The organism is Novispirillum itersonii subsp. itersonii ATCC 12639 (genome assembly GCF_000381985.1).
Taxonomy (GTDB): Bacteria; Pseudomonadota; Alphaproteobacteria; order Rhodospirillales; family Rhodospirillaceae; genus Novispirillum; species Novispirillum itersonii.
Window position 1 is genome coordinate 172,469 of sequence record NZ_KB907339.1, and the last position, 18,183, is coordinate 190,651.

The window sequence follows — 18,183 nt, forward strand, 5'->3', positions numbered from 1 at the left end:
CCCGGATCAGCCGGGGTCGCCGCAGGTCTGGCGGATGCCATCGCGGTAGTGGGTCTGATAATAATGATGCAGGCCGAGCAGACTGCTGAGAACCAGCGCCGGAAGCCCGACCGACAGCAGGGCATGGGATGGCGCCAGAGCCACCAGCACCACCGACAGGCTGATGGTTAACGGCATTGCCAGGGCCAGCGCCCCGACGGTCAGAACGATCAGCAGCGGCATGATGTTCCCCTTATAACCGGACTGGTCCCGGCTTTTATATGCAGGACCATGAAAATACGGTGCGCCTGATTATGCCCTGATGCAAGCGGGCTGAGGGTGTCATCTGCATGACATCATGAGGTCTGTTGTTTTCGTGGCATCAGGCGGGGTCATCGGGTACCGTCTGCGATACTGGATAAGCACCGGAACAGGAGCCGGACATGGGGCGATTCGGTTTTGGGCAGGCATTGCGGCGGGTGGAAGACGACCGGTTTCTGACCGGGGCAGGGCAGTACACCGATGATGTCTGCCTGCCGGGGCAGGCCATTGGCTATGTGGTGCGCAGCCCGTATGCCCATGGCGACATCACCGTTCTGGATGTTTCCGCCGCGCGGGAGATGCCGGGGGTTCTGGCGGTGCTGACCGACGCTGACCTGACGGCAGCGGGGATCGGCGGCCTGCCCTGTGTGGTCCGGCCGACCGGCACCAACGGTCAGAAGATGCCGGTGCCGGAGCGGCCGGTTCTGGCCCGGGGCCGGGTGCGGTACGTCGGTGAGCCGGTGGCCTTTGTGGTGGCGGAAACGCTGGAACAGGCCCGTGACGCAGCGGAACAGATTCTTCTTGATGTTGATATCCTGCCCGCAGTGGCTGATCTGGCGGCGGCGGTTGCCCCCGGTGCTGAAATCCTGTGGCCGGACCATGCCCCCGGCAATGTGCTGACGGATTTCGCGTTGGGCGATGCTGCGGCGGTGGAGGCGGCTTTTGCCGGTGCCGCCCATCATGTCTCGCTGGATCTGATCAATAACCGTCTGGCCCCGACCCCGCTGGAGCCACGGGGCGCGCTGGCGGCCTATGATCCGGCGGAGGGCAGCTATACCCTTTATACCGGCAGTCAGGGGTCGCACACCCTGCGTGACTGGCTGTGCCGGCTGGTGCTGTCCCTGCCACCGGAAAAACTGCGGGTGGTCGCCGGGGATGTCGGTGGCGGCTTTGGCATGCGGCTGTTTTTATATAACGAGCAGGTGCTGGTGCTGGCGGCATCCCGCCTGACCGGTCGCGCGGTAAAGTGGATTGCTGACCGGGGCGAGGGCTTTCAGTCCGACACCCATGGCCGGGATCAGCGCAATCATGCCGAGCTGGCATTGGATGCGGACGGGCGGATTCTGGCGCTGCGGGTGCGGTCACTGGGCAATGTCGGGGCCTATCTGTCGCAGATGGGGGCCTTTGTGCCGACTATGGCGGGCACCTCGATGCTGACCGGGGTGTATCATGTGCCGGTGGCCTATGCCCATGCGCAGGTGGTGGTGACCAATACGGCGCCGGTCGATGCCTATCGCGGGGCCGGGCGGCCTGAGGCAGCCTATGTGATTGAACGCCTGATGGATGCGGCAGCCCGCCAGCTTGGCCTGTCACGGGATGAAATCCGCCGCCGTAATTTTCCGGTGGCCCTGCCGTATAAGACGGCATTCGGCCATGCCTATGACAGCGGTGACTTCCCCCGCCTGCTGGAAACGGCGCAGGCACGGGCCGACTGGGCCGGGTTTGAGGCCCGGCGGGCGGACGCCCGGGGCCGGGGCCGCCTGCGGGGGCTGGGGATCAGCTATTATGTCGAGGTCTGCGGCGGTGGCGGCGATGAAACCGCGCATGTCGAGCTGCATGGCGATGGCACCGCAACGGTGCTGATCGGCACCCAGTCCACCGGGCAGGGGCATGAAACCGCCTATGCCCAGATGGTGGCGGCAGAGTTTGGCATCAGCCCGCAGGCCGTACGGGTAAGGCAGGGCGATACGGCGGAGGTGCCGACCGGGAAGGGCACCGGCGGATCCCGGTCCCTGCCTGTCGGCGGGGCGTCGCTGTCGCAGGCGGTGGATGCGGTGATTGCGCTGGCCCGTCCGCTGGCGGCAGCCCGGCTGGGGGCGGCTGAAGACACCGTCCGCTTTGAGGATGGGGTGTTTCTGGCCCCGGCCTCGAATGAAGGGGTCCGCCTGACCGATCTGGCGGCGGATGCCCCGGCAGGAGCCCTGAAGGCAACCTCGGCCTGGAAGCCGCCCGCCGGGACTTATCCCAACGGATGCCACCTTGTTGAGGTGGAGATCGACCCTGACACCGGGGCGACAGAGGTGGTGCGGTACACCATCGTTGATGATGTCGGGGTGGTGATCAATCCGCTGCTGCTGAAGGGGCAGGTGGTCGGCGGGGTGGCGCAGGGGCTGGGACAGGCCCTGTGTGAGGGGGTGGTCTACGAGGCCGACAGCGGGCAGCTGCTGACCGGCAGCCTGATGGATTACGCCCTGCCCCGGGCGGACAGCCTGCCGGACATTGATTTTTCAACCGTCGAAATCCCCTGTACCACCAATCTTCTGGGGGTCAAGGGCGCCGGGGAGGCCGGCACCATCGGCTCGACCCCGGCGGTGATGAGTGCGGTGCTGGACGCGCTGGCTCCCTGTGGTATCACTCATCTCGATATGCCCGCCACGCCGCTGGCGGTGTGGACTGCCCTTCAAACTGCGGAAACCCGACCCTGATGTCTGCCTTCTCCCCCACTGCCGCCACCCTGTCGGCCCTGACCGAAGCCCTGATCCCTGTGGTGTATGAGGCCGGGGCGGCGATCATGGAGATTTACGCCTCTGACTTCGCGGTCGAGCGGAAAGGCGATCACTCGCCGGTGACGGCGGCGGATGCCGCCGGTGAAAAGATCATTGTTGCCGCCCTGTCGCGCCTGACGCCGGATCTGCCGGTGGTGGCGGAGGAAGCGGCGGCAGCCGGGCAGATCCCCGAGATCGGCAGCGGTCCGTTCTGGCTGGTGGATCCGCTGGACGGCACCAAGGAATTCGTTCGCCGCAACGGTGAGTTTACCGTCAATATCGGCCTGATTGTTGACGGTCAGCCGGTGCTGGGGTTGGTTCAGGCCCCGGCTCAGGGCATTCTCTATGCCGGGTGGGTGGCTGCGGACGGCAGCCGCACCGGTTTCCGTGAAACGGCCTCAGGGCGGGAAGAGATCCGCTGCCGGGCCCCCGGTCCCGATGGGTTGACGGTCCTGTCCAGCCGTTCACATGCGACGTCAGATGCTTTACAGGCCTATCTGGCTGATAAGACGGTGGCGTCGATCACCAATGCCGGAAGTTCGCTGAAGTTCTGCCGGATTGCCGAAGGGCAGGCGGATCTGTATCCGCGTTTCGGGCCGACCTGCGAATGGGACACCGCCGCAGCCCATGCGGTGCTGCGGGCAGCGGGGGGCAGTCTGACCCAGGTGGATGGAAGTCTGTTTCTGTATGGCAAGGCTCCGGCCTTTCTCAACCCGCACTTTATTGCCCGTGGGGCGGAGGGCGTGTGATGGGGGCGGCAGTGGTGAAGGCGGTGACCCCGGCGGTTCTGGACGAGGCAGCCGCCCTGCTGCGGGACGGGCGGCTGGTGGCTTTCCCGACCGAAACGGTGTACGGACTGGGGGCCAATGCCTGCATTGATACCGCTGTTGCCGGTATTTTTGCCGCCAAGGGCCGCCCGCATTTCAATCCGTTGATTGTGCATGTGCCGGATATGCCTGCGGCGTTGCGGCTGGCTGACTTCGACGATCGGGCCCGGCAGGTGGCGGAACGGTTCTGGCCGGGCCCGCTGACGCTGGTGTTGCCACGCCGGGCCGACAGCGGCCTGTCGCATCTTGTCTCCGCCGGGTTGCCGTCGGTGGCACTGCGGATGCCCGCCCACCCGCTGGCGCAGGATCTGCTGCACCGTGCCGGGTGCCCGGTGGCGGCACCGTCGGCCAACCGATCCGGCAGCATCAGCCCGACGCAGGCAGCGCATGTGTCGGCCAGCCTTGGTGACCGGGTGGACCTGATTATTGATGGCGGTGCCTGTGCGGTCGGGGTTGAAAGCACGGTGATTGATCTGACCACGCCGCAGGCGGCGCTGCTGCGCCCCGGTGGGATCGCGCGGGAAGATCTTGAGGCCGTTCTGGGGCCGCTGGTGCTGTCCACCGATGCCGAAGATGCCCCGAAAAGTCCGGGGCAGCTGTTATCCCATTATGCCCCGTCCTGCCCGGTGCGGCTGCTGGCGACTGCGGCGGCAGAGGGAGAGGCGCTGCTGGGCTTTGGCGGAACGCCGGGGGCAGTGCTGGATCTTTCCCCCTCGGGTAATCTTCTGGAGGCGGCGGCCAATCTGTTTGCCATGCTGCACCGGCTGGATGCGGAAGGCTGGGCCGGGATTGCCGTTGCCCCGATCCCCGATATCGGGCTGGGGCTGGCGATCAACGACCGTCTGCGCCGGGCCGCTGCACCCCGGGGATAAGGGATGACGGCGGAAGCGACGGAGTTGTGCCACCTGTTCATGATGGTTTCCCCCGGAGCGCCGGAACGGCTGGCGCTGGAGGCTGTCGGCCTGCGGGAGTCATTCCGCCGGGAGCATCCGGGGCAGGGGACCTGTAACGTCTGTTACTGCTTCGAGAATGCCTATCTGGAACTGTTGTGGGTCACTGACCCGCAGGCTCTGCGGTCTGCGGTGATTGCCCCGACCGGCCTGTCACAGCGGGCCGCGTGGCGGTCTGGCGGGGCCTCACCGTTCGGGGTGGGGCTACGGCGGGGGCAGGGCGGACTGACTGTGCCGACATGGGACTTTGCGCCGCCTTATCTGCCGCTCGGACTGACGATTCCGGTGGCCCGGGCCAGTGATGACCTGTGTCAGCCATTCGTGTTTCTTTCGCCGGGGGGCACCCGCCCGGATCAGTGGAGCGATGGCCGTTCCGGGCAGCGCCAGCAGACGGCAGGACTGACGGATATCGCCGGAGCCGAGCTGACAGTGGCTGGGGTGCCTGCCCCTGATCTGACCGCCCTGCTGGCCCCGGCCGGAATCCGCCTGCGGCAAGGGCCAGCCCCTGCACTGCGGATTACACTGACCGGTCCCGGCAGCGGGCGGATTCTCGATCTTCCGGCTTTCCGGTGGAGTGAGATCTGAAACAAAGATGGCGCGGATCCCGGTGGGGCCGCGCCATTCTGTTTTAAAGTCCGCAGGCCTGATAAGCCTTAACCTTCAGAGAAGGCCCTGTCCTTAATGGGGGCAGGTGTCTTTAACCATTCCGGACTTCACGCAGAAAAGCCTGAACCGCGCTGCGCAGGATATCGGCCTGCCGGGACAGATCTTCCGCCGAGGTTGTCAGCCCTTTGGTGGACTCCGCGCTGGAAATCGCGGTTTCGCGCACCCCGACAATGGTGCGGGTGACATCGCCGGTCCCGGTGGCGGCATGCTGAACATTCCGGCTGATTTCAGCGGTGGCGGCATTCTGCTGTTCCACCGCTTCAGCGACACTGGCGGTTTTGGCATCGACCAGACCAATCTGGTCCAGAATATCGTTGACCGACAGAATGGTGTCGCGGGCACTGTCCTTGATGTGCTCAACCCGCTTGGCAATCTCTTCCGTCATGTCGTGGGTCCGGCTGGCCAGCGTTTTGACTTCGCTGGCGACAACCGCAAAGCCTTTACCGGCATCCCCGGCGCGCGACGCTTCGATGGTGGCGTTCAGGGCCAGCAGGTTGGTCTGGCGGGCAACGGTGTCGATCGCCTGAATGACAGCGTCAATATCATCGACCGCCTGCTGCAGATCCTCCAGTTTCTCGGCGGACTGCTGGGCAGCGGCGGCGCAGGCTTTGGCGGTGCTGGCCGTATCGCTGACATTGGTGGTGATGGTCTGGAGCGAGGCAGACATTTCCTCTGCGGCTGCGGCGACGGTCTGCACATTGCCCGACGCCACCTCGGCGGCACTGGCGACCGAAGCGCTCTGATCTGCTGCTGCTCCGAGAGATCCGGCAAGGTCAGAGGCCATGCCGTTCATGGTGCCGGCAGAGGCTGACAGGCTGCTGACGATCCCCTCAATCCGCTGTTCAAAGTCACGCACGGCTGCGGCGACAGCCTCCGAGCGGCGCAGGCGTTCTTCCTGTTCGGCTTTCTGAGCATCCTCCAGACGGCGGGCTTCCTTGGCGTTGTGCAGGAAGACCTGCATTGCCCCGGCAATTTCACCGACTTCATCCCGGGTTTTAATGTCGGGGATCTGAACCGACAGATCGCCCTTCGCCAGATCGAGCATTGTCGCGGTCAGCGGCTTCAGCGGGCGGACGGAGCGGATAATCCAGAAGGCAAAGCAGCCGCCAAGCAGCACCGACAGGCCGGTCACCACTTCCATCAGGATTTCAAAGCGGGCGGCAACCATCCGGGTCTGATCGGTAATGGCTTTGTTACGGGCTTCCTGAAGGTCGATAAAGCGGTTGATCGCGGCAAGCCAGTCGACAAACGCCGGGGCCGCGCTGGTCATCAGGTTTGATTTTCCCGCATCCTGCCGACCGGAATCGGTATCGGCGATGATCTGTTCCACCACCTTCAGGGTCCGGGCCTCAATGGCGTTGATGTCATCGAGGATCTTCTTTTCCTCAGCGTCAGCGGGGGTCTTGGCGAGGATGTCGCTCATCCCCTTGGCCGATGCGCTGTAGGCGGCGGCGAGGCGGTCAATCTCGGCTTTCAGCTTCTGGTGATCCGTGGCGGAGCCGGTCAGGATGTAATCCCGCACGGCGATGGCACGGTCATGGACACTGCCCCGGAAATTGATGGCAAAACGCTGCTTGACGCTGTTCAGGTCGTTGATGGTGGTCAGACTGGTATCAATCTTGCGCACCTCAGTGATGCCGACCAGCGTGGTGATGATCATCAGCAGCAGGATCACCCCGAAGCCAAGAACAAGTCGGGTGGTGATTCTTGCGTTTTTCATAATTCCCTCCGCTCAGGCACTGCCCACCAGCCCACAGGTAGGGCAGTCCTCTTCCTACGGCAACAGTACGCGGTCGTTCCGCCGCACGTCCAACAACAACTGTCTTACGGTCTGATCGGAAAGCCCGATCACCGGATCTGACGTAAGCAAACCACGGTATACGAAAGAAAAAGAAGAAAGTCCTTTGGTATCAGGGGAAAACCCGTTAGCGCTGACAGCATAGAAAAAACCGCCGGGCTTTACAGTCCGGCGGTTTTCACAAATCCGTGATCCGGCTGACCGGAACGGTATCAGACCACGCGCTCGATCATCTTCTTCTTGATGTCGGCAATGGCCTTGGCCGGATTCAGACCCTTCGGGCAGGTATTGGTGCAGTTCATGATGGTATGGCACCGATACAGCTTGAACGGATCTTCCAGATCATCCAGACGCTTGCCGGTGGCTTCGTCGCGGGAGTCATTGATCCAGCGGGCAGCCTGCAGCAGGATCGCCGGGCCGAGGTAACGGTCACCGTTCCACCAGTAGCTGGGGCAGGAGGTGGAGCAGCAGAAGCACAGAATGCATTCCCACAGGCCGTCCAGCTTGGCGCGGTCTTCGGGGGACTGCAGCCGTTCGCCGCTGGGCGGGAACGGGGTGTCAGCCTGCATCCACGGCTCGATCGACGCATACTGGGCGTACACGTGGGTCAGGTCGGGGACCAGATCCTTGATCACCGGCATGTGCGGCAGCGGGTAGATCTTGACGTCACCCTTCACGTCGTCGATGGGCTTCAGGCAGGCCAGGGTGTTGGTGCCGTCGATGTTCATCGAGCAGGAACCGCAGATGCCTTCACGGCAGGAGCGGCGCAGGGTGAGGGTGGAATCCACCTCGTTTTTGATCTTCAGCAGGGCGTCCAGCACCATCGGGCCGCAGGCGTCGAGATCCACCTCGAAGGTGTCGACGCGCGGGTTCTGCCCGCTGTCCGGATCATAGCGGTAGATCTTGAACTTCTTGACGCGCTTGGCGCCGGCCGGAGCCTTAAAGGTCTTGCCTTCGGTCACCCGGCTATTGGCGGGAAGGTTGAATTCAGCCATGGGTTTATCCTCTCGGCGTCCGGATTAGTACACGCGCTTCTGCGGCTTGATGTACTCGACTTCGTCGGTCAGCGTGTAGGTGTGAACCGCACGGTAATCGAGGGAGACGTTGTACTTGTCATCCACATAAGCCAGGGTGTGCTTCATCCATTCGGCGTCGTCACGATCCGGATAATCTTCGTGGGCATGGGCGCCACGGGATTCCTTACGGGCTTCCGCCGACACCATGGTGGCGTTGGCGCAGGCCATCAGGTTTTCCAGCTCCAGACCTTCGATCAGGTCGGTGTTGAACACCAGCGAGCGGTCGGTGATGCCCATATCCGGCATGGTGGCGGCGATCTTCTTCAGATTCTCGACGCCTTCGGACAGCGACTTGGAGGTGCGGTACACGGCCGCATCCAGCTGCATCGCCTTCTGCATGTCCAGACGGATTTCGGCAACACGGCGCTCGCCCTTGGCATTGCGCACGCGGTCCAGACGGTCCAGCGCGTTCTGACCGGCATCGCCGGGCAGAGCCCGATGCTTGGTGTTCGGCTTCACCAGCTCGGCAGCGCGGTGGGCGGCGGCACGGCCAAACACCACGAGGTCGAGCAGGGAGTTGGTGCCCAGACGGTTGGCACCGTGCACCGACACGCAGGCCGCTTCGCCGACGGCCATCAGGCCGCCGCACAGGTTATCCGGGCTGTCCTTGGTCGGACGGACCACTTCACCGGTGTAGATGGTCGGAATACCGCCCATGTTGTAATGCACGGTCGGCAGAACCGGGATCGGTTCCTTGGTGGCATCGACGCCCGCGAAAATCTTCGAGGTTTCGGTGATGCCGGGCAGACGGCTGTGCAGGATTTCGGCACCCAGATGTTCCATATGCAGGAAGATATGGTCCGCACCCTTGCCGACGCCGCGCCCTTCGCGGATTTCCATGGTCATGGCGCGCGAGACGACATCGCGGGAGGCCAGATCCTTGGCGGTCGGGGCATAGCGTTCCATGAAGCGTTCACCCGCCGAGTTGGTCAGGTAGCCGCCTTCGCCGCGCGCCCCTTCGGTGATCAGACAGCCGGAGCCGTAGATACCGGTGGGGTGGAACTGCACGAATTCATGATCCTGCAGCGGCAGCCCGGCGCGGGCGACCATGCCGTTACCGTCGCCGGTGCAGGTATGGGCCGAGGTGCAGGAGAAGTAGGCGCGGCCATACCCGCCGGTGGCGAGGACGGTCTGATGAGCCTGGAAGCGGTGGATGGTGCCGGTGGCCATATCCAGTGCGACAACGCCGAGGCATTCGCCGGTCTGCGGATCCATCATCAGGTCCAGCGCGAAGTATTCGACGAAAAATTCCGCCTTATGCTTCAGGCTCTGCTGATACAGGGTGTGCAGGATGGCGTGGCCGGTACGGTCAGCGGCGGCGCAGGCGCGCTGCACCGGGGCCTTGCCGTAATCGCGCATGTGGCCGCCGAACGGGCGCTGATAGATCTTGCCGTCCGGGGTGCGGGAGAACGGAACGCCGTAGTGTTCCAGCTCGTGCACGGCGGGGATGGCTTCGCGGCACATGTATTCGATGGCGTCCTGGTCACCCAGCCAGTCCGACCCCTTGACGGTGTCGTACATGTGCCACTGCCACTTGTCTTCGGCCATGTTGCCCAGTGCGGCACCGATGCCGCCCTGCGCCGCCACGGTGTGGGAGCGGGTGGGGAACACCTTGGTGATACAGGCGGTCTTCAGACCGGCGGCGACCATGCCGAAGGTGGCGCGCAGACCGGCACCGCCGGCCCCGACGACAACCACATCATACTTGTGGTCGACAAACGTATAAGCGGCCATCTGTCTCAGCCTCCAATCGCAACGAACAGCACCGACACCACGCCGAACACGCCCAGGGCGATGCTCAGCAGCTTGATCGCCACGATGCTGGCGGTCTTCACGGCGTGACAGTGCACATAGTCTTCAATCACCACCTGCAGGCCGAGCTGGGCATGGTGGAACACCGCCGCCAGCAGCAGGACCAGAAGGGAGGCATTCAGGGGGTTCTTCAGCCAGGCATGCATGGAAGCATAGTCGGCGCCGACGTTGGCGGCGATCGACACCACAAACCAGAACACCAGCGGCACCATCGCCACGGCGGTCAGGCGCTGCTGCCACCAGTGATGGACACCTTCCTTGGCGGAACCGAGGCCGCGGGCGCGGCCAAGCGGAGTACGCAGGCTCATTCTCTCTCTCCCGCAGTCGTTATCAGATGGCCAGGCCGAGGATCCACGCCAGCACGGTCAGGACCGCGGCGGCTGCCAGCACGATGATGCCGGACTTGTAGATCTCTTCCTTCTCGAACAGCTTGCCCGCGTCCCAGAACAGGTGACGGATGCCGTTGCAGAGGTGGTAGAACAGGGCAAAGCTCCAGCCCAGCAGCAGCAGGCGACCGAACCACGACCCGATCAGGGACGAGGCGGTCTCATAGGCCTGCGGACCGGCGGCAGCCGACCCCAGCCAGTACAGCAGCACCAGGGTGCCGACCACAAGGGCCACACCGGTGATGCGATGGCTGATCGACATCGCCATGTGCAGCTTGAAGGAATAAATCTGGAGATGGGGGGACAGGGGCCTGGAGTCAGGTTTCATGGCGCGGGCCTCTCGACAGCTTTCCGATCACCCGGTGCGGATCCCTTGTTATCTCGGGGTTGGTCCGGGGGCACGATGGGTCCATAAAATGGCGATGCGGGCTTGGTTTAGCCCCTGACCGCCGGGGTTGTCAACGTTGCGATGCCACGAAAAAGCGGTTTTTCCTACCCTCTCGGGTGGGTCTTTGGCTGGACTCTTTCAAAATGAACGGGTTCTCTTTGCAAGTCATAATAATCACCGTCCCGCAGACTGCCCGAATAGTTGGGGAAACATTGCCGGAGCCTCCCCCGAACGGGGAGGGATACCGTATTTTTACGGTGCGCCGCCGGGATTGGATCAGGAGTCGTGTACCCCCGCCTCTGCCTCCCCCCTTTGCCGCCCGGGGCGGGGGAATAATCCACAGCCATGGCGGGGCAGGTGTGACATAGGCCCTTGACTTCCCCCCCACAGATGCCCGAGTCATCACTGCCGCCCGTGACCGGTGGCACCTTCCATGCTGTCTGTCCGGTACGGCTTTCCGGGGCGTTGCCCCCGGGGGGCGCGCGGGATTTGCAGCTCTATCATGGCTTAAGGCAGGCGCAGACGCATGACGGTAATGATCGAGATGGGGAAGACGCAGAGCGGGACTCCGGCGTTGCTCGATCTGGAGGAGCTGCTGGCGACGCGCCTGCTGGTGCAGGGCAATTCCGGGTCCGGCAAGTCGCATCTGCTGCGGCGGCTGGTGGAGCAGAGCGCGAGTCAGGTCCAGCAGGTGCTGATCGACCCGGAAGGTGACTTTGTGACGCTGGCCGAACGCTATGGCCATGTCGCCATTGACGCGGCGGAGCACACCGAAAGCGGTCTGGTGCAGGTTGCCGGACGGGTGCGACAGCACCGGATCTCGGTGGTGCTGTCGCTGGAAAATCTGGAGATGGACCGCCAGATGCGGGCTGCCGCCGCGTTTCTGAACGGCCTGTTCGATGCCGCGCGGGAATTCTGGTATCCGGTGCTGGTGGTGGTTGATGAGGCGCAGCTGTTTGCCCCGGCGGCGGCGGGCGAGGTTTCTGATGAAGCCCGCAAGGTTTCCCTCGGCGCGATGACCAACCTGATGTGCCGTGGCCGGAAACGCGGTCTGGCCGGGGTGATCGCCACCCAGCGCCTTGCCAAGCTGGCGAAAAACGTGGCGGCGGAAGCCTCTAATTTTCTGATGGGGCGCACGTTTCTCGATATCGACATGGCCCGTGCCGCCGATCTTCTGGGTATGGAACGGCGGCAGGCCGAAGCCTTCCGGGATCTTCAGCGCGGGCAGTTCATCGCCCTTGGTCCGGCCCTGTCACGCCGTCCGCTGCCGATCCGTATCGGTACGGTGGAAACCTCGGGCCGCTCTTCCAGCCCCAAGCTGGTGCCGCCGCCGCCGTCGCTGGAAGATGCCCGCGACCTGCTGATGGCCACCGACGCGCCGGAAACGCCGCGTCTTGCCGTGGTGCGCCCGTCACCGACCGCCACCGACGAGACCCTGCGGTCGCTGGCGGCGGCCCTGTCGGCGGCGGCGCAGGCCCCGGCACTGGCTGCGGTGCCACCCGCGCCGGACGGGGATGACGGCGATGACCGCGATGACGATCTGCTGTCTCTCGGCGGGGCCGAAGACCCGGTGGAAGAGGAAGGGGCCGGGACTGACGGGGAGGAGGGCGCGGCTGTCCGCCCGGCGCTGCCTCCGGTTTCTCCGGCTGTTGCTCCGCCGGTTGCCCAGCCCGCGCTTCCGGGGGTGATGATCCCGGCGGATCAGACCCTGCCACAGGTGGGGACCAGCGCCTTTTATGATGCCATCCTGCGCGATCTGCTGCTGGATCCCGATGCGCCGTACCGTTCGGTGCAGGTGCTGTATCAGGACTTCATCACCCGCTGTAAGTCCTACGGCGTCAGTGGCCGGGGGATTGATCTCAACGGGTTCCGGCGGCGGCTGGCCACGGCCCGGGCCGGGGTGGATGACGCGCTGGCCCAGACCCCAGAATGGGGCGAGGCCGAGCAGGTGGCCGCCGGATTGCCGGAAGATCTGCAGGCCCTGTATCTGCTGCTGGCCCGGTCGGCGCTGGCCGGTGAGCCGTGCCCGTCAGACGCTGCCATCGCCAAGGCCCGGGGCAGCCGCTCCGCCCGCCGGGCCCGGGGCCTGCTGAGCTATCTGGAGCAGCGCGACATGATCCGCATCCGCGATGATGTCTATGGCAACCGCTGCATTCTGCTGACGGCCCTGAACTGGGAAACCGCCCCGGGCAATCCGGAAGCAGACCTCACGGCTGAGGCCTGCTGAACCGGGGGGCCACAGTCCCCGAAAGGCCCCGGGTCTTTTACAGCCGGTCGCCGACCAGAGCTCGCCGGATGCTGGCGGCGATATCGGTGGCGGCGTTCAGCGCCGGGTGGACCCATGGGCGGTACAGGCCGGACAGGGGTTCCGCCAGACCCAGCGCATACAGGTTCTGGTGCAGGCGGGCATGCTTGGGCGTGATCAGCGCCGGGGGCGCATAGATGTAAACCGGGGCCTGTGTCGCGCAGGCCTCTGAGACCATGCTGACGGAATCACCGGTGACGATCACCGCGCTGGCATGGGCCAGATAACCGAAATAGGGGTTTTCGCCGGTATCGCCCCACCGGAACAGGTGTGCCGGGGCGGGCAGGGCTTTCATCAGCGCGGTTTCGGCTTCCCGTCCGGTCCGGCGGGAGGTCGTGACGACCAGAGAGCCGCCGGTGGCGCGGACCATCGTGCCGACCTGCTCCGCCAGATCACGGGCCATGGCCGGGGTGAACGTGCGGTTTTTGGTCGATCCGCCGACGATCAGGGCAAACAGCGGCCGCTTCAGGCTGCCCAGCCGGGTATGCCAGCGGGCCGCCTCAATCGCCAGACGGGTTTCGGTCACCCGGTGCGGGGCGCCGGTAATGCGCATCACATTGTCCCGCACGCCGGGCAGATGGTCATGGGACGGCACGGCGATCAGGTCGAAGTCGTTCAGGCCGCTGGCCCCCGGCCACATGATCTGGCACAGGTAGGCCGCTGGATTGCGGCGCTTGATCCAGCGGGCGACCGGGGCAGTGCGCCGCCCGGCGGCAATCACCAGATCCGGCCATGGCGAGACCATGGCGCTGCCGGTGCTGGCATCAACCCCGATCAGCGAGGCCCGGCGCAGTACGTTTGGCAGCCGTCCGGCCCAGGTATACCGGATGTCCTTGGTCACAAACTCCCAGCCAAGGGCCTCGGCCACGCCAAGGGCCTGACTGGTGTTTCCGGCGCGGTCATCGGACAGCACCCAGACCAGCGGGTCGCGGTCTTCCGGCATCTGCCCAAGGCGCGGCGTGGCGGCAGGGGGCGTTGCCGTTGCCCCCTCCGGCCCTTTTCCGGCCCCGTCAGCGGCCCGTGAAGGCGGCTTTCCGCTTGTCCCTGAAGGCACTGAGGCCTTCGGTGTAGTCTTCTGTCGCCAGAAACTCATAGCATTCGTCCAGCTCGCGGTCAGAAATCGGGGCCGGGGTGCCGGTCAGCCGCCGCACAAAGGCCTTGTGCCAGCGGTTGACCAGCGGTGCACCGGCGGTGATCCGCCGGACGGTGTCGGCCACGTCCTGCTCCAGCATATCGTCTGCGACGACGCGGTTCACCAGTCCAATGCGTTCCGCATGGGCTGCACCGATAATTTTTCCTTCCAGCAGGATTTCCAGCACCGATGCCGGGTTGATGTGGTTGAGGATTCCCGCCAGCTCCGGGTAGGCCATCACCACGCTGATCCGGTTGATCGGCACGCCGAAACGGCTGCTTTCGCCGCAGATGCGCAGATCGGCCATGCACGCCAGCTCCAGCCCGCCGCCGACACAGGCCCCGTCAATGCGGGCAATCACCGGATGGGGGCAATCCCGCACCAGGGTCAGGGCCCCGCGCATGATACGGTCATAGTCCTTGGCCTGTTCTGCCGTGGCCCGCACGGTGTCGAATTCGGCGATATCGGCCCCGGCTGCGAATGCCTTGCCCCCGGCCCCGCGCAGGACCACCGCCCGCACCCCGGAGTCGGCATTCAGGGCGGCAAAAGCATCGGCCAGACCCTGCCACATCGGCAGATCCATGGCATTCAGCTTTTCCGGACGGTTGAGGGTAACGGTGGCGATAGCCCCGTCGCGGGTGAGCAGAATCGGGGCGCTTTCAGGCGTGGACATCGGGTTCCTCCTGCCGGGCCGGGGCGGGACTGGCCGCAGACGGTGCAGGCTGATGCCCTGCCGCTGATCCGCTGTTGGTCCGGTCATGCTGTTTAGTGTTGTGCCAGCCGCCGATAGACCGTAAAGAAACGGCCAATCGCATTCAAGCTGACTGTGCAGTGCAATATCAGGTCCGCCTAACGGACCCGGCGGTTCTGCGCAGCCTGATTTCCGGCCCGGGCAGCCCCCGTGCCGCCCGTCCCTCTGGCACAGAACTCAATAGGACCCGCGCCGATGCAGACCGCTTCCCGCAGCCCCGAACAAAAGCAGGCTGGCCTGACCGTTGCCCGTATTCTGCTTGAACTGAAGGCTGTCAATTTCCGTCCGGAAGAGCCCTATACCCTGACCGCCGGCTGGGCCAGCCCGGTCTACATCGACTGCCGCAAGATCATCTCTTTCCCGCGTGCCCGCCGGAAGATCATTGATCTGGCCGTGCAGCAGGTGCAGCGTGACATCGGCTTCGAGGTGATCGACGCCGTTGCCGGTGGCGAAACCGCCGGGATCCCCTACGCCGCCTGGGTGTCGGATTGCCTTGATCTGCCGATGCAGTACGTGCGCAAGAAGCCGAAGGGCTTTGGCCGGATGGCCCAGATCGAAGGCGACCTGAAGGAAGGCCAGAACGTTCTGCTGGTGGAAGATCTTGCCACCGACGGCGGATCCAAGCTGAACTTCATGAACGCCATCCGCAATGCCGGGGCCAAGTGCGAACACGCGCTGGTGATGTTCTATTACGGTGTCTTCCCCGGTGCCCTGAAGGCGCTGGAAGAAGAAGGTCTGGAACTGCACTTCCTCGCCACCTGGTGGGATGTTCTGGAAGTGGCCGAAACCTCGGGCACCTTCGATAAGAACACCATCAACGAAGTGCGCGCCTTCCTGCACGACCCGATCAGCTGGTCGGCCAGCCATGGCGGCCGCGCGGAATAAAGCCTTCCGGCTTTCCCCGCCCGGTTTTCCCCACCCGGCTTTCCCTTGTGGCAGGCCTGTTCTGAAAATCCCGCCCGCCGTTCCGGTTGGGCGGGATTTTTATATTTAATTTTAATCATATTAATCCCCCATCTTTTGTTTCCCCTTTGTGTAAAAAGTCGCCATCCTTTTGGCGGGTCATGTCTGAATGGATGTTTACCCACTGAAAAATGTTCCACAAAGGCGGAGGGGGGCTGCTGAATGGCCATTAAATCAATATCACTGAAAGTCTCATTGCTCGCGGTGGGTGTCCTGACCGCTGTTTTTTCCATCGGAGCGTACAGTATTATCAGCCATGCGGACCATTCGCTTGAGGCGTTGACGCAGGACTTTGAGAAAAGCACCCTTGATGCCTATGCCAGCCGTGTTGAGATCCGTCTGTCTCTGGCCGCGAAAGTCCCCGAGACTCTGGCTGCCGCCACCGAGGCCCTGCAGGTCAGCGGCATCACCGACCGGGCTGCCTATGATCAACTTCTGAAGGCCGGGATTGCCCACAACGATAATATTCTGGCCGCGTGGATGGGGTGGGAGCCGAATGCTTTCGACGGGAAGGATGCCGCTTTTGCCGGAAAGGAAGGGTATGACGCCAGCGGGCGGTTCATGCCGTACTGGAACCGGGGCAGCGGCACTATCCTGCGGGAGGTTCTGGTCGATTATGACAAGCCCGGGGCCGGGGATTATTATCTGCTGCCGAAGCAGACCGGCCGCAAAATCGCCATCGAACCATACCCTTATCCGGTAGCCGGAAAAGAACTGCTGATCACCACCATCAGCATGCCCCTGAAGATTGATGGCCGTTACGCCGGGACCATCGGCGTTGATCTCGATCTGGCGGTGATCTCGCGGGAAATTCAGCAGGAAAAGCCTTTTGGTGTCGGTTCGGTGGCGGTGATCTCCGGCGGGGGGCTGCTGGTGGCGTACCCTGATCCCGCCAAGATCGGCAAACCGGTGGCGCAGGCCGCGCCGGAACTGGCGGAAACCTTTGCCGCAGCCCTGAAATCAGACGGGATGGTCAGCGGCGAGAGCGCGGGGGATCAAGGGCCCCTCCGTCACATTGCGCGGGCGATCAGCGCTGACGGAACGCAGGAACACTGGGTGGTGATGGCCACGGTGCCGACAGCGGTGATCACCGCCACCGCCGACACCATCCGCGCCCGTATGCTGGTGATCGGCGGTGCCATCGTGGTGATGGCAGCCCTGCTGCTGCTGGTGCTGCTGCAGACCGGTGTCGGACGCCCGCTGAAAGCGATGGGCCGGACTCTGGCAACCATGTCCGGGGGCGATTATGAGGCCGATGTGCCGGAAGCGGCCCGCAGCGACGAAATCGGCAGCATCGGTCAGGAGGTGGTGCGTCTGCGCGATGGCCTGAAAGCCAAAGCGGAAGGCGAGGCCCGTCAGGCGATTGCCCGCCAGCAGGAAGAGGCCACCCGCCTGCAGCAGGAGCGGGACCGGCTTGCCGCTCAGTTCCAGAATCAGATGGGGGCGCTGACCGACCACTTCGCCCAGACCGCCCATGATGTCGCCTCTGCGGCGGATCAGCTGGCGGGAACGGCGGAGGCTGCGTCTGGCCGGGCGGTGTCGGTATCGGATGCGGCAGGGAATGCCGCTGCCAATGTGCAGACCGTCGCCGCCGGTGCAGAAGAGCTGTCTGCCTCAATCCGTGAAATCAATGCGCAGGTCGCCCGGTCTGCCACCATTGCCGCCGATGCGGCGGAAGAGGCCCGTCAGACCAACAGCACCATCCTCAACCTGTCTGCCGCCGCCCAGTCGATCGGTGCGGTGGTCGGTCTGATCCGTGCGATTGCCGGGCAGACCAATCTGCTGGCCCTGAATGCGACCATTGAAGCGGCCCGGGCCGGGGATGCCGGTAAAGGGTTTGCCGTGGTGGCGTCTGAGGTGAAGCAGCTTGCCTCGCAGACCGCCCATGCCACCGATGAGATCAGCCTGAAGATCGCTGAAATTCAGGGCGCAACGACCCAGACGGTGGAATCAATCGGGCGGATCGTTAACACCATCGACACCATCCGCGAAGTGACGGCCTCGATCGCCGGTGCGGTTGAGGAGCAGGGCGCCGCCACCGGGGAAATCGCGCTGAACACACAACGGGCATCCGAGGCGACCACCTCGGTCACTGACCACATCGGTTCGGTCTCTCAGGCGGCGCAGGATACCGGGCAGGCCGCCGGTAGCCTGAAGTCACTGTCGCACGGGCTGTCGGATCAGTCCGGCAAACTCCAGCAGGAGGTCAGCGATTTTATCGGCTACCTCCGTGCGGGCCGTTAAGGCTCGTTGCCCCAGAGAGATGTTGTAGGGGACAGCGAAAAAGGCGGCCCGGTCCGGGTCGCCTTTTCCGCATCGTTGCATGATCGTTACAGGCGGGCA

At 64.3% G+C, this 18,183-nt stretch carries 15 protein-coding genes; 7 read left to right on the top strand and 8 right to left on the bottom strand.

The window, feature by feature from the left end; genetic code table 11:
- Positions 1-6 precede the first annotated feature (6 nt).
- Positions 7-222, bottom strand: a complete 216-nt coding sequence (locus G365_RS0106490; protein WP_019644696.1) for a hypothetical protein — start codon at positions 220-222, stop codon at positions 7-9.
- Between the two features lie 200 nt (positions 223-422).
- Here G365_RS0106490 and G365_RS0106495 point away from each other — a divergent pair, with 200 nt between their 5' ends.
- The 4 genes from G365_RS0106495 to G365_RS20625 are packed head-to-tail and all read left to right on the top strand — an operon-like array spanning position 423 to position 5,148.
- Positions 423-2,726, top strand: a complete 2,304-nt coding sequence (locus G365_RS0106495) for a xanthine dehydrogenase family protein molybdopterin-binding subunit (RefSeq protein WP_019644697.1) — start codon at positions 423-425, stop codon at positions 2,724-2,726.
- The gene (gene cysQ, locus G365_RS0106500) at positions 2,726-3,535 is read left to right on the top strand and encodes a 3'(2'),5'-bisphosphate nucleotidase CysQ (RefSeq protein WP_019644698.1); all 810 of its coding nucleotides are present in this window, start codon (positions 2,726-2,728) and stop codon (positions 3,533-3,535) included. Before G365_RS0106495 ends, cysQ begins: the two co-directional genes overlap by 1 nt.
- Positions 3,535-4,485, top strand: coding sequence for an L-threonylcarbamoyladenylate synthase (locus G365_RS0106505; RefSeq protein ID WP_019644699.1), 951 nt, complete (start codon positions 3,535-3,537; stop codon positions 4,483-4,485). The genes cysQ and G365_RS0106505 overlap by 1 nt, the downstream gene beginning before the upstream one ends.
- Before the next feature lie 39 nt (positions 4,486-4,524).
- On the top strand, positions 4,525-5,148 hold the full coding sequence (locus G365_RS20625) for a hypothetical protein (RefSeq protein ID WP_155976160.1): 624 nt from the start codon (positions 4,525-4,527) through the stop codon (positions 5,146-5,148).
- A 112-nt stretch (positions 5,149-5,260) separates the two neighbouring features.
- Here G365_RS20625 and G365_RS0106515 read toward each other — a convergent pair whose 3' ends face one another.
- The 5 genes from G365_RS0106515 to sdhC form a co-directional block, all read right to left on the bottom strand.
- Positions 5,261-6,949, bottom strand: coding sequence for a methyl-accepting chemotaxis protein (locus tag G365_RS0106515; RefSeq protein ID WP_019644701.1), 1,689 nt, complete (start codon positions 6,947-6,949; stop codon positions 5,261-5,263).
- Positions 6,950-7,239: 290 nt separating this feature from the next.
- Positions 7,240-8,022 (bottom strand): succinate dehydrogenase iron-sulfur subunit, encoded by a 783-nt coding sequence (locus tag G365_RS0106520; protein ID WP_019644702.1) that lies wholly within the window; start codon positions 8,020-8,022, stop codon positions 7,240-7,242.
- Positions 8,023-8,046: 24 nt separating this feature from the next.
- On the bottom strand, positions 8,047-9,837 hold the full coding sequence (gene sdhA / locus G365_RS0106525; RefSeq protein ID WP_019644703.1) for a succinate dehydrogenase flavoprotein subunit: 1,791 nt from the start codon (positions 9,835-9,837) through the stop codon (positions 8,047-8,049).
- Between the two features lie 5 nt (positions 9,838-9,842).
- A complete protein-coding gene (sdhD, locus tag G365_RS0106530; RefSeq protein WP_019644704.1) occupies positions 9,843-10,223 on the bottom strand; it encodes a succinate dehydrogenase, hydrophobic membrane anchor protein in 381 nt (126 codons plus the stop codon).
- Between the two features lie 22 nt (positions 10,224-10,245).
- A complete protein-coding gene (gene sdhC / locus G365_RS0106535) occupies positions 10,246-10,629 on the bottom strand; it encodes a succinate dehydrogenase, cytochrome b556 subunit (RefSeq protein WP_019644705.1) in 384 nt (127 codons plus the stop codon).
- A gap of 586 nt (positions 10,630-11,215) precedes the next feature.
- Here sdhC and G365_RS24320 point away from each other — a divergent pair.
- On the top strand, positions 11,216-12,916 hold the full coding sequence (locus G365_RS24320; protein ID WP_026345150.1) for a helicase HerA domain-containing protein: 1,701 nt from the start codon (positions 11,216-11,218) through the stop codon (positions 12,914-12,916).
- A 37-nt stretch (positions 12,917-12,953) separates the two neighbouring features.
- Here G365_RS24320 and G365_RS0106545 read toward each other — a convergent pair whose 3' ends face one another.
- Positions 12,954-14,048, bottom strand: a complete 1,095-nt coding sequence (locus tag G365_RS0106545) for a mitochondrial fission ELM1 family protein (RefSeq protein WP_245554711.1) — start codon at positions 14,046-14,048, stop codon at positions 12,954-12,956.
- Positions 14,005-14,799, bottom strand: a complete 795-nt coding sequence (locus tag G365_RS0106550) for an enoyl-CoA hydratase-related protein (RefSeq protein ID WP_019644708.1) — start codon at positions 14,797-14,799, stop codon at positions 14,005-14,007. The genes G365_RS0106545 and G365_RS0106550 overlap by 44 nt, the downstream gene beginning before the upstream one ends.
- 273 nt (positions 14,800-15,072) lie before the next feature.
- On the opposite strand from G365_RS0106550, the gene G365_RS0106555 reads away from it, so the two are divergent.
- Both G365_RS0106555 and G365_RS0106560 read left to right on the top strand, forming a co-directional pair.
- Positions 15,073-15,762: an orotate phosphoribosyltransferase gene (locus G365_RS0106555; RefSeq protein ID WP_019644709.1), complete on the top strand. Its 690-nt coding sequence runs from the start codon at positions 15,073-15,075 to the stop codon at positions 15,760-15,762.
- A 240-nt stretch (positions 15,763-16,002) separates the two neighbouring features.
- A complete protein-coding gene (locus G365_RS0106560) occupies positions 16,003-18,084 on the top strand; it encodes a methyl-accepting chemotaxis protein (RefSeq protein WP_019644710.1) in 2,082 nt (693 codons plus the stop codon).
- Positions 18,085-18,183 lie beyond the last annotated feature (99 nt).